Source organism: Terrabacter koreensis (genome assembly GCF_054783315.1).
In genome coordinates, this window is record NZ_BAAGQU010000004.1 from 1,641,879 (window position 1) to 1,657,454 (window position 15,576).

A 15,576-nucleotide genomic window follows, 5' to 3' on the forward strand; every position below is an offset into this window, starting at 1 on the left:
GTCGTCGGACCGAATGACACCATGACGTGGCGAGGTCCTGACACGGATCCCGTCAGGTCGCTGCTGCACGACCTGCGTGAACCGCTCGCGGCGATCCTGTTGCTGTCCGAGACGTCGCAGGGCGACGTCCGCGAGCGACTCAGCAACATCCAGGAGCAGGCCACCTGGCTGGCCGCGCTCGTGACGGCGAGTCTCGACGGAGCGGCCGGAGACCATCCGACCGACGTCGACGCCTGCACGCTGGCCAAGGAGACCGCGACGCGGGCCCGGATGTCGACGTCGACGACGATCGACGTCGAGGTGGTCGGCGACGGGCACGTCATGGCGCGGCCGATCGCGCTGGCCCGGGCCCTCGGGTGCCTCGTCGACAACGCCGTGCGAGCGGCCGGCCCGACCGGCCACGTCCTCATCTGGGTGGGCAGCTGTGACGACGGCTTCCACATCCGGGTGCTCGACGACGGTCCCGGCCTCGGCCGAGTCGCTCCGCGCACGTCCATCGGGCTGGCGACCACCCGGGCGATGGTGGCCGCCTGCCGCGGCCGCTTCAAGCTGGCGGCACGGCCGGACGGCGGGGCCACAGCGGACATCGCGCTCCAGTCGCGGTCCGATGCTGTCGCCCGCTGAGATGGACAGGCCATGAAGCTCGTGCTGTGCGACGACCACGAGCTCATCCTCGACACGCTCGGCGCCGCCCTCACGGGACTCGGCTACGACGTGGTGAGCACGCACGCGCCGCCCGAAGCCCTGGACGCCGTGCGAGCCACCCAACCGGACGCCTGCCTGCTCGACGTCAACTTTCCGGACGGCTCGGGCCTCGACGTCCTGCCGCTGATCCGGCAGGTGTCGCCGGGCACCAAGGTGCTCATCTTCTCCGCGGACAACTCCAGCTCCGTGGTGCGCAACGCGATCGCCCTCGGCGCCTCCGGCTACGTCCGCAAGGACCGGGGGCTGCTCCACCTCATCGAGTCGATCGACCTCGCCATCGGTGGGCACCTGGCCGTGGAGCCCGGCGCCCTGCAGGCTGCCCTGCGCACGGTCGACGCCGCGGACGACCCGCTCTGGATGCTGACCTTCCTCACCGACCGCGAGTGGGAGGTGCTGCGCTGCATCGCCGATGGCCTCGGCACCGAGGAGATCGCCACGTCGCTCAACGTCCGCCGCAGCACCGCCCGCACACACGTCCAGAACCTGCTGACGAAGATCGGCGTCCACTCCCGGCTCCAGGCGGTGGCCCTCGTCGCCGCCCATGGCACGGACATCAACTGGCCGCCGCACGTGCGACGAGCCTGACCAGGGGAGCGCGCGGCCGCGTGCCCGTCCGGGCGTAGTCCGTTTGACGTAGGCGAGGGTCCCCCGGGCAGGGGGTCCGGCGGCGACGCGGCGACGGCAGATTGAGTGCCATGAAGCAGGATGCCAGCGTCGTTCTGGTCGACTCCCGCCAAGGCTTCCTCGACGCGTTCGCCTTGGTCCTCCTGGCCCAGAGACAGCTCCGACTCGTCGGGACCGCCCTGACGGTGGACGCCGCCGTGGCGCGGGGTCTGACCCGCGGGTGCGACGTGGTGGCCATGGGCCTCGACGACGAGAACCGCATCGCGGACCTCGCACGCCTGCGAGCGGCCGCCCCCGACGTGGGCGTCGTCGTCCTCGTGGAGCCGGACGACGAGGAGCAGCTGTCCGAGGCGCTCGCCTGGGGTGTGGGTGGCTGGGTGCTGCGCAGCTCGGGGGTCAGGGAGCTGCTCGAGGCCCTCGAGAAGGTGGCCGGAGGCGAGGCACACCTGCCGGCAGAGCCGGTGCGGGCCCTGCTGGCAGCCGCCCTGGCCCGTCATCCCGCGTCGGCCAGGCTGGCGCGCGAGGCGCTGACACCGCGCGAGGCCGCAGTCCTCGACTGCCTCGCCTCCGGCATGAGCAGGCGGGACGTCGGCGTCACCCTCGGGCTGTCGGACAACACGGTCCGGACCTACGTGCGTCGCATCCTGCGCAAGCTGCACGTCCACTCCGCCTCCGCCGCCGTGGCGATGACCACCAACGAGGTGCAGGTCCATGGTTGAGATCGCCCGGCGACCCGCACCGCACGCGAGGCCCGGCGACCCGGACGCCGGGCCGATCCCGCCGTACGCGGTCGCCGCCAGCCCGGCGCCGCACGTCGTGCCCTTCACGCGGACCCGCATCTGCCCGGAGGCCCGACAGGCCGTGGCCGACGTGCTCGAGTCCGGCTGGGTGACCTCGGGACAGCAGGTGATCGAGTTCGAGTCCGAGCTCGCCGCGTACGTCGGCGCCGAGCACGGGGTCGCCGTCAGCTCGTGCACGGCGGCGATCGAGCTGGCGCTGCGAGCGCTGGACCTGCCGCCCGGCTCGAAGGTGCTCATGTCGACAGTGACCTTCTGCGGTGCCGCCGCCGCCATCCGGCACGCGGGGCACGTGCCCGTCCTCGCCGACGTCGACCCGGGCACCGCGATGCCCTCGTGCGCGAACGTGGCCGCGGCAGCCGCCGGCTGCGGCGGCGTCGATGCCCTCGTCGTCGTCCACCTGGCAGGCCTGCCGAGCGACGTGCGAGCGCTCGCCGAGGCCGCTGGGGTCGACATCGACCACGTCGTGGAGGACGCGGCGCACGCGCTGGGAACCTTCGTCGGCGACGAGCCGGTCGGCAGCATCTCCCGCGCCACGTGCTTCAGCTTCTACGCCACCAAGAACCTCGCGATCGGCGAGGGCGGCATGGTGACGACCGACGACCCCGAGCTGGCCGGGCGCCTCCGCAAGGCCCGGCTGCACGGCATGTCGGCCGACGCGTGGCGGCGCTACCTGCCCGGCGGGGGCTGGCGCTACGACGTCGCCGTCGACGGGCTCAAGGCGAACATGACCGACGTCCAGGCGGCCATCGGGCGGGCCCAGCTGCGGCACTTCGACGCCGACCAGGCGCGCCGTGCCGTGGTGGCTGCCCGCTACGACGGGGGGCTCAGCGGCATCCCCGGACTGCGCCGTCCTCCAAGGGCGCTCGCGGGCCGACACGCCTGGCACCTCTACGTGGTCCGGGTGGAGCCGGCATACGGGATGGGGCGTGACGAGCTCATCGACGCGCTGCGCGCCCGCGGCGTGATGACGTCGGTGCACTTCATCCCGCTCCACCACCTCACCTGGTTCAGGGACCACTGCATCGTCCCTGCGGAGGGACTGCCCGGCGCCGACCAGGTCTTCGACCGCATCCTGTCGCTGCCGATGGACGCGGTCGCCACGGACGCAGAGGTCGACCAGGTCTGCACCGCGCTGGCCGACTGTTCACGAAGGGGGATCCAGGAATGACCACGACACTGACCTACGGATGGGCGCCCGAGGAGATCGGCTTCGTGCCGACGCTCCAGAAGGGCCTGCGGACCCTCATCATCGGTGCGGGCGAGGCCGGCCGGGCGCTCGCGCGGGACCTCGAGAGGGTGCGCGACTTCGGCCTGGCACCGATCGGTTTCCTCGACGACGACACGAGCAAGCGCGTCGTGCGCCGGCTGCCGGTCCTCGGCGCCCTGTCCGACCTGCTCTCGGTCGTGACGGTGCAGCGCGTCGACGTCGTGCTGCTCGCCATCCCCGGACTGCCGGCCGAGCAGGTCCGCGTCCTGGCCACGACCGCCGCCCGGGTGGGGGCGAGCGTGCGCCACCTGCCCTCCTTCGTCTCGATGCTGCAGCGCGACGTCGTCGGCACCGATCTGCGCTCGCTGGAGGTCGGCTCGCTCATCGGTCGACCCGAGATGCACGTCGTGTCACCGGAGGTGCAGGCCACCATCACCGGTCGGCGCGTGCTCGTCACCGGTGCCGGCGGCTCGATCGGCAGTGAGCTGTGCCGCCAGGTCAACGGGTTCGGACCCGAGCGGCTCGTCATGCTCGACCACGACGAGTCGAACCTCCACCGGCTCCAGCTCGAGCTGACGGGCGCGGGTCTGCTCGACTCCGACGACATCGTCGTGGCCGACATCCGTGACGCCTCCCGGATGCGGCAGGTCATCGCCGACGTTCGCCCGGACATCGTCTTCCACGCGGCGGCGCTCAAGCACCTTCCGATGCTCGAGCGCCACCCGTGCGAAGGCGTGAAGTCCAACGTCGCCGGGACGCTCAACGTCGTGACGGCGGCCGTCGACCACGGCGTCGGCAGGTTCATCCTCATCTCCACCGACAAGGCCGCCGACCCGACGTCGGTCCTCGGGGCCACGAAGCAGCTGGCCGAGCGGGTGACGCGTCACGCGTCGAGGCGCTCGGGCGGGACGATCGTCTCGGCGGTCCGCTTCGGCAACGTGCTGGGCAGCCGTGGATCGCTGCTGCACGTCCTCGCCGAGCAGGTGCGCAACGACGAGCCGTTCACGATCACCGATCCCGACGTGACGCGTTTCTTCATGACGATCGAGGAGGCGGTGGGCCTCGTGCTGGAGGCCGCCCACCTGGCCCGGGGCGGAGAGACGTTCGTGCTCGACATGGGCCAGCCCGTGCGCATCACCGACCTGGCGCGCAACTACTGCCGACAGCTGGGCCTGCCCGAACCGGACTTCCGCTACACGGGACTGCGGCCGGGGGAGAAGCTGCACGAGGCGCTCTTCTCCTCAGAGGAGGACCGCCGGCAGACAAGCCACCCACGCATCTTCAGCACCTGGACCGACGCGACCGACCCCGATTTCGAGGACCGCCTCGGCGCGCTCTTCGAGGCCTCGTCACGCAACGCGGTGGACGAGGTGCGGTCGGCCCTCGAACGACTCCTGTGCACCTACCAGCCGGCCCACGACGAACCACGGTTCGTCCTGGCCGCTCCGTACCCCGACGACTACTGAACCGACCACCACGACCACGTAGGAGGCACGCCCGTGGACCTCACCGTCATCGCCGCGACCGCGGCCGCACCACCCGGCTGCGACGCACCGGTCCCGACGACCGCCGGACCTGCGGGCTCGACGACACGTCGGGGCAGGGCCGCGACGGTCATCGAGGGGCCCGGCCTGCTGGCCGACGAGGCGGTGCTGCACTCGTTCGAGATGGGCACGGCCGGCCTCGACCTCGCGGCTCCGCCCGTCGTGCTGCCGGACTTCCACCACAAGCGCGCGATGGAGATGCCGTCGAGCATCGCCGTCGCCACGCGTGGCACGATCCGCCCGACCTTCACGAGCTCGTCGGTCAACTGCGGGATGGCCCTCATCGCGCTCGGCACCGACAAGCCGGCCGACCACGCCGTCGACGCCTTCTACCGGGCCGTCAAGGAGAAGTACCCCTACCCGACGCGCGGCGCCCGCGAGCTGACCGCCGGCGAGGTCGTCGCGGCTGCGTCCGAGGGCGCGCAGTTCGCCGCCGAGCGCTGGGGCGTCGAGGCCGAGGAGCTCGAGCGCATCGAGGAGTCCGGCCGGGTGGACCTCGAGCCGTGGGGCGGGGCGGCCCGGCTGCGCAAGGAGATTCCCGCCCTCACGTGGCAGCTGGCCCGGCTCCGCTTCGGCACGGTCGGCCCGACGAACCATTTCGTCGAGCTCCAGCAGGTCGAGGAGATCCTCGACCCCGAGGCCGCAGACCTGCTCGGTGTCCGGCTCGGGCAGGTGACCCTGCAGTACCACGCCGGCGGCGGCGTGCTCACCGGAGAGATCGGCCACCTGTTCCAGCGGCGCAAGGACACGGCCCGGGCGATGAAGGCGGTCATGGCCGTCCAGAAGCCGCTCTACCACCTGGCGACGGCGCGGTCCGCCGCCGAGCTCCGCGAGCGCATGCGGCTCTACTTCGCCAGGGCCTGCGCACCCGTCGACCTCGACAGCACCGAAGGTCAGCGGCTGATGCTCGCCAATGCTGCGGCGATGAACTACGGCTACGCCTTCCGCGTCGCGACGTACGCGGCGCTGCGCCGGATCGCTCTCGACACCTTCGGCGGCGAGCCCGGTCGGCTGGTCGTCGACTCGCCGCACAACTCGATCTACGAGGAGGACGTCGCAGGGCAGCGGGCGGTCGTCCATCGGCACAACTCGTGTCGTGCGTTCCCCGCGGAGCGTATGCCGGACGGCTCGGTCTTCGCGACGACCGGCCAGGCGGTGCTCCTGCCGGGCACGCACCGGACGTCGTCCTACCTCGCCGTCGCCGGCGAGCGGAGCGGGGACAGCCTGCACTCGGCCTGTCACGGCGCCGGCACCGTCATCGAGCAGTTCGAGAAGGACGGGCGGTCGACGCTCGACGCGGCCGGCCGCTCGACACGCCGCTACCGCTACACCGACGAGTCCCCGTCGTCGACACCGCACCTCGACGACCACGGCGTCAACGCCGCGATGTCGGTGCTGACCCGGCACCGCATCGTGCGCCCGGTCGCGCGCATGCGCCCGTTCGCCGTGCTCCACTGACCCGGCTCATCGCAGCCGGAGGGCGCCGGGTCCGGTCCCCGGGCGCACGATCCCGGACACCAGGCGCCTCCCAGCGCGGCCGGGGCGACGACCATTTCCCCAAACCCCCAGTGGGAAGTCGCCCCGGTCGCCTCCTCGTGCCCGTAGTGCGGCGCGGGCGGCGCGGACGGATCCCAGACGGATCTCGGACGGCCGATCTCGGGGGTCATCCGTTCGACGTAGGCGGGGGTCGTCCTGCAACGCGATGCCCGCCCCCACGGAGGCTCCTAGCGTCGAGAGGACAGCAGCGCTGCACGGCTCCCCGCGGAGTCACGCGAGGCGCGGACCGACAACTGGGGACGACGAGGTGGGGACTTTGACGATCGAGGACGCGTTCGGCCGGGTCATCCGGGGCCACTGGCTGGTCATCCTCCTGTGCATCGTGGCTCCGTACGTCGTGATGTCGAACGTGAGCCGCGGCGAGCCGGACGTGTACGAGGCGGTGGCGCGGGTCCAGATGGGGACCGAGCTCGCCGCCTCCAACGTCCAGGCCGACGCGACGAGCCAGCGGGTCCTCGGGATCGCGACGAGTCCCGGTGTCGTGCGCTCCGCGCTCGACAAGGCGCGGTTGCGGGCGGACGCCAACGACTTCGCGGCCCACTACATCGACGTCCGACGCGTCGGGGTCTCGCCCGTCATGGAGATCGTGGTGACCGACACGAGCCCGGCGCGCGCGGCGACGATCGCGAGGTCCATCACGGCCGACGTCATCAAGGTCTCCAACGTGGGTGACCAGCCCACCAGCACCGAGCGACGCCAGGGGGTGCAGCGTCAGCTCAACACCCTCGCCCGCCAGCGCAGCCGGCTCGCCGCGAAGCTGAACAACGTCGACCCCAAGGGTGGGGCCGCACTCGCGATCCAGGCGCAGCTGACCTCGCTCACGACGGCGCAGACCGAGCTCGAGCGACAGATGTCGGACCTCAACCTGGCCGCGCCCTCCCCGTCCCACGCGGTGCTGCTCGACCCGGTGCGGGTCCCGAGCGTGGCCCTGCCGAGACAGGACACGCAGCGCGCCGTGCTGGCCGCGCTCATCGGGGCTCTCGTCGGTGGCGGTCTGGCGGCGGGGCTCGAGGCCCTGCGCCCGCGCCTACGCTCCGGACGCTCGGTCGCGCGCGCCCTGGAGCTGCCCCACGTCGGCCACCTGCCGCGCCTCACCGTCGGCCGCCGCACCACGAGTGCCGCCGGCCCGATCGCCGACCGGCTGGCACTGCTGGCGCGACGGTACGACGCGAGCAACGTCCTGGCCGTCCTCGTCGACCCGCGCGACGAGCCGGCCGCGCGGTCCGTCGCGCGCCTGCTGGGCCCAGACCCCGAGAAGGGACCCCACCGGGTGTCCTGCTCGGTCGTCGGGCGGGGCTGGGCCGAGCCGGGGGACGCGCCTGTCGTCGTCGTGCTCTCGCCACGCCACGTCAAGCTGCGCAGCCTCGTCGACACGATGTCGTTCGTCGACGCGCTGGGCTGGCCGGTCGTGGGGCTCATCAGCTACCCGCGCCAGTGGTTCTGGCAGCGGCGGGCGGCGAGGCGCGCGGCGGCGGAGCCCGCGACCGCGCCGCGCCACGAGGCGGGCACAGCCGGCCTGCCGTCTCCCGTCCGCCCGTGGAAGAAGAGGCTGCCCGATCCCGTCGTCCCTGTCCCTTCCGTCGCCTCCGCCGTTTCAGTCGCCCCCGCCTCCGTCGCCTCCGTCGCCCCCGTCGGCTCCGTCGGCGCGGCGCCGCAGGCCAAGGCGCAGAACGGCGTCGAGCAGGCAGAGCCGTGGGCTGCGCAGGACCCGGGGGAGGTGCTGCACCGATGACCGTGCGGCTGCGAACCGCGGGACTCACCGTCGAGGTGTCCGCCGTCGGCCCGGCCGCGGCGCGCTGGACGCGCGTCGTCCGCGAGGCCTGCGCCGGCCAGGAGCTCGACGACCAGGGACTCGGCGGCCCGGGACCATCCTCCCTGGCCCGGGCCGCCGACATCGTGGTCACCGTCGCGCACGGCGAACCGGTCGATCCCTCCGCCCGACACCGGCTGGTGACCCGCGGGGCGTGGACCGACGGGCACGAGGTGATCCTGCAGGACGCCTGCTCGAGCGGGCTGGACCTCGTGCTCCACGCGCACGGGGCGCGGCTGCAGGTGGTCGCCCATCCCGCCCCGGGCTGGCGGCACCGGGCCCTCGGGCTCGCCGCCCCGGACCGTCGGGTCCTGCTGCACCGGGCAGCCCTGCTGCAGTTCCCCGCCCTGTGGTGGGCGGGAGTCCACGGTCGGGCCCCGCTGCACGTCTCGGCCGCCATGGTCTCGGGGCACGGTGTCGTGCTCGTCGGGCCGGGCGGCGTCGGCAAGTCGACCCTCATCGGCACGCTGGACGTCGCGACGGGCGCCCCGGTCAGCGACAACCTCTGCACCTCGGACGGCAACGGGCTGCAGAGCCTGCTCGAACCGGCCCGCACCGATGCCGGCACCGGGCGACGGATGCCGCACGGCCGGCGGGAGTCGGCCTGGCTGCGGCACGTCGACGGCGTCGCGCCGGACACTCTTCTCGTGCTGCGTCGGGGTGACACCCCTGACGTCGTCGTGCGACACCTCGACGCTGCGACGGCCGCTCGCGAGCTCGTCGGCGGCACCTATGCGGCGGGCGAGCTGCGCCGCTACTGGGCCTTCGCCGCGACGCTGGCGCTCGCCACCGGCCGAGGCCCGGCCCACCCGCCGGTCGCGGAGGTGGCCGAGCTGCTCACCGCGCGGTTGCCGGCATACGAAGTGAGACTGCCGAACCGGCCGGGGACCACCCTCGAGGAGCTGCTCGACCGCGTGCGGGCGATGCCGGTGCTGACGGGTGAGGAGGCGTGGCGACCATGAGACGACGGGTCATGCACGTGGTCACCCGGTGCATCGCGGGCGCGGGCGGCGTCGTCGTGCGCGGCGCCACCGCGCTGGACCCCGACCGCTACGAGAGCGTCCTTGTCACGGGCACGCGCGAGGGCGTGCTGCTCGACCGGGCGCGCGCTGCCGGGGTCGAGGTCGTGGTCGTGCCCGAGCTCGTGCCGCAGATCAGCCCGTCCGACGACGCGGCCGCGCTGCGCCGCCTCCTCGGCCTCGTGCGCACGTACGCACCCCACGTCGTCCACACCCACTCGGCCAAGGCCGGCGTGCTGGGGCGGTTGGCCGCGCACCGAGCCGGGGTCGGCCTCATCGTCCACACGCTCCACGGCTTCCCGTTCCACGAGTTCCAGAACCCCGCGCCGCACGCCGCCTACGTCGCCGTCGAGCGCCGTCTCTCCCGCATCACCGACGTCTACCTCGCCGTCGGCACCGGCGTCGCGGTCGAGGCGCTGCGGCGCGGGTTGGCCCGGCCCGAGCAGCTCCACACCGTGGGGCCGGTCGTCGATGACCCGACGGTCGTCCTGACCCCGGCCACGCGGGCTCGTGCACGGGCGGCACTCGGACTCCCGGCCACGGCCCACGTCGTCGGGACCGTCGGCCGCCTCGACCACCAGAAGGCACCGGAGCACCTCCTCGCGGCCGTGGCCCGCATGCGGACGCGCGCCATGCTCGTGTGGGTCGGTGACGGCGAGCTGGCGCGACGGACCACCGCGGACGTGCGGCGGCTCGGACTCGACGGCCGGGTGCTGCTGCTGGGCAACCGCGACGACGTCGCGCAGCTGCTGCCGGCCTTCGACGTCTTCGCCCTCGCCAGCCGCTACGAGGGCCTGCCCTGCGTCATCGTCGAGGCCCAGCAGTGCGGCATCCCGGTGGTGGCCACGGCGGTCAATGCCGTGCCCGACGTCGTCGTCCCCGGCGAGACCGGCCTGCTGGTGCCACCGGCGAGACCGGACCTGCTCGCGGCCGCGCTCGACCACGCCCTGACGCATCCCGACGAGGCGCGGGCGTGGGCCACCCACGCGCGCGAGCACCTGGGCGCTCGCTACGACTCCCACACCGCGGGCGAGGTGCTCGACCACGTCTACTCGCAGGGGCCGACGCGCCGCAGCCACCGCTTCGTCCGGGCTGAGCTGGGTCGGGCGTCGTGAACCTGCCCGCGGCTGCCGCCCTCCTCGTGCCCAGCGGCGCGGTCCTCGCGTGGCCGGCCGATCCGGCCGACGGCGTACGCGTGCAGCGCGCTCCTGCCGGGACGGTCGTGGCGCTCGCCGACGGGGGGCGCGGCGGGCGCAGGCGCCTCCGTCGCGCGGCGGCCAGGCTCGGGGTGCGCGTCGACGCCGAGTACGTGCTCCTGCCCAGCTGGCGACAGGCGACGTTCGTCACGACCGACGATGCCGGCACGCTCTCCTGGCTGCTCGACAGCTTCCTCACCACGCCGCCGGGCGTCGTTCGCGGCACCCGCATCGTGCACGGCGTCACGAGCGTGGCCCGGCGTGCGGCCGGCAGCCGCCCCGGTGCCGCCGCGCTGCGGTTCCTCGTGGCGTCGCTCGTGCCCGGCCGCGTCGTCCTGGGAACGCGCAGATGACGACCGCGGTCGTCGAGGGGCGGGCGGCCGACCTGCTGGCGGAGGTGCTGTGTGACCACCTGGGTCCGGGCCCGCGACGCCTCGTCGTCGTCGGGCTGTCCAGGGACGAGCACCCCAAGGCGACCGTCCTCGGCTTCGGCCCGGCCGGGCCGGCACCTCGCCTCGTCCTGAAGGTGGCGATGGTGCCGGGGGCGGTCCCGGCGGTGCTGGCGGAGGCCGCGGCACTGGCCGCCGTCGCACGGCTCGCGCCCGACCGGGTCGGCGGCACGGTGCCCCGCGTCCTCGACTGTCGCCACGACGGCGGCAGCAGCGTGCTGGTGACGAGCGTCGTCCCGGGGATGCCGATGTCGGTGGACTACCACCGCTGGCGGCACACGGCCCGGCCCGGCGCGGTTCGTGACGACCTCGCCGCAGCGGTCTCCTGGCTGCAGCAGCTCGGGCGGGTTCCGGTGCCCGACGTGGCGCGCCGTGGGCCCGCGTGTCCTGGTGGGCCGTCGAACCTGCCCGGCCTCCCCACCGGCGCCGCCGGCCTCGCCACCGACATCGCCACCAGGGTGGGCGCACGGTGGCCCGGCGACGCCGTGGCCGACGCCGTGGGTGACGCCACCCGGCACCTCGCGGCCGAGCTCGCGCTGCCGCCCAGCGCGCCCCTGTCGATCGTGCACGGCGACTTCTGGTGCGGGAACGTGCTGCGCAGCGCGGGCAGGGTGAGCGGGGTCGTCGACTGGGAGCACGCCGAGATCGGTGGGGACGGGCTGCGCGACGTGACCCGCTTCGTGCTCGCCTACCTGCTCTACCTCGACCGGCACACGCCGGCGGGACGGCAGGTCAGCGGTCACCCGGGCCTCGTGGCCGGCTCCTGGGGGGAGCCGGTCCGCTACGCCGTCTCCGGCGCCGGGTGGCTGGGCCGGGCCGTGGAGGCCGTCGTCGGCGCAGAGCTGCGCCGGACCGGCCGGGACCCCCGGCACTGGCGGAACGCGCTCGCGCTCGCCACCGTCGAGGTCGCCGCCACCGCCGACGAAACGGCCTTCGCCCGGCGTCACCTCCGGCTCGCGGCGGAGCTGTTCCGGTGCTGCTGACCCGAGGGCCACGGGCCGTCACCGCGAGGAACCCCACGGCGCGGGGGGCGCATCCGGCCGACCGCCACCCCCTCGACGACCCGTACTTCTCCGCGTCGCCCCGCCACCTGGCATACCTGCTCGGGTTCGCCGTCGTCGGGCTCCCGCTGCTCGTGCCGAGCGGGCCGGCCAACACGGCCGCCGCCGACGTCGGGATCCTCGTCGTGGTGGTCGCGGTCGTCGTCTGGCTGAAGCGGGAGCACGCGTCAGTGGTCGTGCCCTACCTGATCCCCATGGCCGTGCTCGTCGTCGCCGGCGCGTTCGCGGCCTACCACGTGCGGGTCGGCTCGGCGCTCCTGCCGCTCCTGCAGGACCTGTTCCTGCTCGCGTGGGGCGCCGCGGTGGCCAACGCCGTCCGGCGCCGCCGTCGGCTGCTCGAGGTCGTCCTGCGCGTGTGGGTGTGGTCGACGGTGGCGTGGGCGGCCGTGCTCAGCACGGGACGGATCGCCGGCATCAGCTGGATGGCGGGCACGTCGGCCCGCGACGGGGGGCGAGCCTCCCTCACCTTCGACGACCCGAACCTCGCGGCCAACTACTTCCTCGTCGGACTCGGCCTGCTGTTCGCCACGTCCGTGGTGCGCCGGGCAGGCGTCCGCGTGCTCGCGGCGGCCGTCATCCTCCTCGCCCTGGTCTTCACGGGCTCGAACGGTGCGGCCGTCGGCCTGGCGGCGATGACGGGCGTCGTCCTCGTCGTCGGGCTGGGGCGCCGCCGCGGCGGCCTCGCCGCCGTCTCGACGTCGCTGCTGCTCGCGGCCGCCGTGGCGCTCGTGGTCCCGCACGTCGACCTCAACCGCGTCGGGGCCACGGCTTCCGACAGCGTCCAGGTGCTCCGCGACTCGCTGGGCCGAACGGGGGAGTCCAGCGGGTCGCGGCAGGAGCTGGCGGGCGAGACCATCGGTCTCTACCTCGGGGGAGACCTCGTCGGGGTGGGACCCGGCCAGACGAAGGCCGCCCTCAAGGGCGCTGGTGCGGCCTACGTCAAGGAGGCGCACAACGACTACCTCGCGACGATCGTCGAGCGTGGCGCACTGGGCGGGGCCGGTCTCGTCGTGCTCCTGCTCGCCGTGGCCGCGCGACTCGGGCGCTGCGTCACCGGACGGCAGTCCGCCTGGGTCCGCGACCTCGTGCCACGACCGGAGGTGCTCCTCGGTGTCGGCTGCGCGCTCGCCGTCGGCTCCCTGTTCTACGAGGTGCTGCACTTCCGTCACGTCTGGGCCTTCCTCGGGCTCGTCGCCGGCATCGACCCAGGCGCGACGAGGGACCGGCTGCTGCGTGCCCCGCGGACGTGGTGGGGACGATGAGCCGCGCCCGCACCCTCGATGTGCGTCCCGGCGTCCTCCGGGGCGAGACCGCCCGTTCGGTGCTGGGCAACGTCGGCGCCCGGGTGGTTGCGCTGCTGTCGGTCGCCGTCGTCACGGTGCTCGTGGCCCGCGTCGGCGGCGCCGGCGACGTCGGCCTGCTGGCTCTCATGAGGGTGCTCCCGGGTCTCGTGGGCGTCGTCGCCACCTGCGGGCTCCCCGGCGCCATGGGCTTCTTCGTCGCCGGCGCCGACTCGGACCACCCCGGCCTGTGGCCCACGACCACCGCGCTCATGCTCGTCGGGGGAGCCCTCGGCACCGGCGGGTGGCTCCTGCTGGCTCCGCTCGTGCACGACCGCCTCATGGCCACCACGACGAGCTTCGTCGTCATCGCGACCGGCGCGACCGTCGCGACCCAGCTGCCGGTGTCGGTCGGCAAGTCGTGCCTCCAGGCGCTCGGCGACTCCCGGGGGTCGAACGTCGTGACAGCGGCCGAGGAGGCCGTCTTCGTGCCGGCGTTCCTGGGGCTGTGGGGCCTCGGGATGAGTGGCGGCCCCCTCCTCGTGGCCGCGCTGCTCCTCGCCGACCTCGTCGTCGCGGCGTACGCGTGGGCGCGGGTCGCGCGTCGCGTCCGCGAGCGCGGCGGTCGCCTCGCGGGGCGGCCCGACCTCCGGTTCGCCCGGCGGATGGCGGCCTTCGGGGCGCGCAGCCAGGTCGGGGGCATCCTCAACCTGCTCAACCTGCGTCTCGACGTCGTCGTGCTCGGCGCCCTCACCGGCCCGGCCCAGGTCGGCGTCTACGTCGTGGCGTCGAAGTACGCCGAGCTGCTCCGCCTGCCGGGCCTGGCGCTCACGTGGGTCACCTACCCGAGGTTCGCCTCCCGGCGGGGCGCCGCCTGGGAGCACCCGTGGCTGCGCGTGGGGCGGCTGCTGGCTCTCGGGGTCACGTCCGCGGCCCTCGTCGCGGCCAGCGCCGCCGTCCTGCTGCCACTGGCTTACGGGGAGCTGTTCCGTGACGCCGTGTGGCCCGCCGTGTGGATCTCGCTCGGCCTCGTCCTCGAGCCCGCGGCCGGGGTCGGCTCCGGCTACCTCCTCGGGGCGGGACGGCCGGGGCTCAGCTCGCTGGTGCTCGGCGGAGGCTTCGTGGTCACGCTCGTGCTCGACCTCGTCCTCATCCCACGCCACGGGTCCCTCGGCGCGGCCTGGGCCAGCGCGGTGGCCTACCTCGTCACCGACGTCCTCCTCGTGGCTGCGTGGCGCCGCCTCTCCGGGAGGCAGGCATGACGAGGCCGCCCGCACGACCGACGAGCCTGTCCGCGGCAGCGCTCGGCCTCTGGGTCGTCCTCGTGGTGCTCGGCACGGCTGCCTGCACGTCGGGGTCGGCGGCGGTCCCCACGGGCAGCCGACCGCAGGCGTCGACGGCGCTGGTGCGGCCGCAGTACGTCGCGCTCGCCGATGCCGTCGCGGCGCACGGCGCGCGACCCTGGGTCGAGGCCGACCTCGTCAAGGCCTGGGCCACCGGACCGGAGCGCTACGCGGCGGTGCTCGACTCGGTCGTGGCCCTCGCCGCCCGGCCCGGCGTGGCCGGCGTCAAGATCGCCGACGAGCTCGGCTACGAGGACGGCACCGACGCCGCCGACGACCTCGCCTTCCTCACCGCGACGACGCGCTCGCTCCACGCGCGGCTGCCCGGCCGCAAGGTCGTCGTCGACCTCATCGTGCCCGAGCTCGGCTGTCTCAGCTGGGACGGCGTGCCCGCCTCGGTCGTGGGGGCCGACTCGCTGACCAGCCGGCACGGGTGCGGCTCGGGGGAGACAGCGCGCAACCCGGCGGTCGCGCTCTCCGTCGTCGACCGCTACGTCGCGAAGGGTGGTCTCGACGTGGTGAACCTCAGCGTCGGCCTTCGCTCGGACAGCGAGTACGCGGCGTGGGGCACGACGCGCGACGCCGCGATGGCGGCCGCGTGGGACGAGGCGTCCCGACGCTGGGGCGCGACGGTGCGACTCCAGGCGCGCAAGGCCCTCGCGCACGACGGCGCCTACCGGGGCACGCGTGAGTCGGCCGAAGCGGACGTGCACACCTACGTCGACGTGCCCCTCGCGCACGGCGCGCAGGCGGTCGACATCTGGACGTGGAGCCAGCCCTACAAGGGCGGCACGTTCACGCTGACCGACCCGAAGCTGGCGCCGAACGCCCTCACCGGTGCCCTGCTCGACCGGCGCCGGCGCGGCGTCGAGCTCTGGACCCACATGACGCCGTCGTCGTTGCAGGTCGGTCTCGACCAGGACCTCGCGGCTGCAGTGACGATCTTCAGCGGCGTCCTCGTCGCATCCGGAACGGGGTGAG

14 protein-coding genes are annotated in these 15,576 nt (G+C 74.1%); all 14 read left to right on the forward strand.

The annotated features are described in order from the left end of the window. The first annotated feature begins 21 nt into the window (after positions 1 to 21). Positions 22 to 624 carry a sensor histidine kinase gene (locus ACYVNR_RS10385; protein ID WP_461047992.1) on the forward strand — a complete coding sequence of 201 codons (603 nt, stop codon included), beginning with the start codon at positions 22 to 24 and terminating at the stop codon, positions 622 to 624. 12 nt (positions 625 to 636) lie between these two features. Then, complete coding sequence (locus tag ACYVNR_RS10390; protein ID WP_045192610.1) at positions 637 to 1,290, forward strand: response regulator; 654 nt, start codon at positions 637 to 639, stop codon at positions 1,288 to 1,290. Between the two features lie 110 nt (positions 1,291 to 1,400). Continuing rightward, complete coding sequence (locus ACYVNR_RS10395) at positions 1,401 to 2,048, forward strand: LuxR C-terminal-related transcriptional regulator (protein WP_461047993.1); 648 nt, start codon at positions 1,401 to 1,403, stop codon at positions 2,046 to 2,048. After that, positions 2,041 to 3,297, forward strand: coding sequence for a DegT/DnrJ/EryC1/StrS family aminotransferase (locus ACYVNR_RS10400; protein ID WP_461047995.1), 1,257 nt, complete (start codon positions 2,041 to 2,043; stop codon positions 3,295 to 3,297). Before ACYVNR_RS10395 ends, ACYVNR_RS10400 begins: the two co-directional genes overlap by 8 nt. Beyond that, positions 3,294 to 4,802: a polysaccharide biosynthesis protein gene (locus ACYVNR_RS10405; protein WP_461047996.1), complete on the forward strand. Its 1,509-nt coding sequence runs from the start codon at positions 3,294 to 3,296 to the stop codon at positions 4,800 to 4,802. The genes ACYVNR_RS10400 and ACYVNR_RS10405 overlap by 4 nt, the downstream gene beginning before the upstream one ends. Positions 4,803 to 4,835: 33 nt before the next feature. Continuing rightward, the gene (locus ACYVNR_RS10410; protein ID WP_461047997.1) at positions 4,836 to 6,338 is read left to right on the forward strand and encodes an RtcB family protein; all 1,503 of its coding nucleotides are present in this window, start codon (positions 4,836 to 4,838) and stop codon (positions 6,336 to 6,338) included. Positions 6,339 to 6,693: 355 nt separating this feature from the next. Next, entirely contained in the window at positions 6,694 to 8,169 is a 1,476-nt protein-coding gene (locus tag ACYVNR_RS10415; RefSeq protein ID WP_461047999.1) for a YveK family protein, read from the forward strand. After that, on the forward strand, positions 8,166 to 9,209 hold the full coding sequence (locus ACYVNR_RS10420; protein ID WP_461048001.1) for a hypothetical protein: 1,044 nt from the start codon (positions 8,166 to 8,168) through the stop codon (positions 9,207 to 9,209). Before ACYVNR_RS10415 ends, ACYVNR_RS10420 begins: the two co-directional genes overlap by 4 nt. Next, positions 9,206 to 10,381, forward strand: a complete 1,176-nt coding sequence (locus ACYVNR_RS10425) for a glycosyltransferase (protein WP_461048002.1) — start codon at positions 9,206 to 9,208, stop codon at positions 10,379 to 10,381. The genes ACYVNR_RS10420 and ACYVNR_RS10425 overlap by 4 nt, the downstream gene beginning before the upstream one ends. Further along, entirely contained in the window at positions 10,378 to 10,815 is a 438-nt protein-coding gene (locus ACYVNR_RS10430) for a hypothetical protein (RefSeq protein ID WP_461048003.1), read from the forward strand. The genes ACYVNR_RS10425 and ACYVNR_RS10430 overlap by 4 nt, the downstream gene beginning before the upstream one ends. Continuing rightward, positions 10,812 to 11,894: a phosphotransferase family protein gene (locus ACYVNR_RS10435; RefSeq protein ID WP_461048004.1), complete on the forward strand. Its 1,083-nt coding sequence runs from the start codon at positions 10,812 to 10,814 to the stop codon at positions 11,892 to 11,894. Before ACYVNR_RS10430 ends, ACYVNR_RS10435 begins: the two co-directional genes overlap by 4 nt. After that, positions 11,885 to 13,234 carry an O-antigen ligase family protein gene (locus ACYVNR_RS10440; RefSeq protein WP_461048006.1) on the forward strand — a complete coding sequence of 450 codons (1,350 nt, stop codon included), beginning with the start codon at positions 11,885 to 11,887 and terminating at the stop codon, positions 13,232 to 13,234. Before ACYVNR_RS10435 ends, ACYVNR_RS10440 begins: the two co-directional genes overlap by 10 nt. Next, positions 13,231 to 14,514, forward strand: coding sequence for a lipopolysaccharide biosynthesis protein (locus ACYVNR_RS10445; RefSeq protein WP_461048007.1), 1,284 nt, complete (start codon positions 13,231 to 13,233; stop codon positions 14,512 to 14,514). The genes ACYVNR_RS10440 and ACYVNR_RS10445 overlap by 4 nt, the downstream gene beginning before the upstream one ends. Continuing rightward, a complete protein-coding gene (locus tag ACYVNR_RS10450) occupies positions 14,511 to 15,575 on the forward strand; it encodes a hypothetical protein (RefSeq protein WP_461048009.1) in 1,065 nt (354 codons plus the stop codon). The genes ACYVNR_RS10445 and ACYVNR_RS10450 overlap by 4 nt, the downstream gene beginning before the upstream one ends. Position 15,576 lies beyond the last annotated feature (1 nt).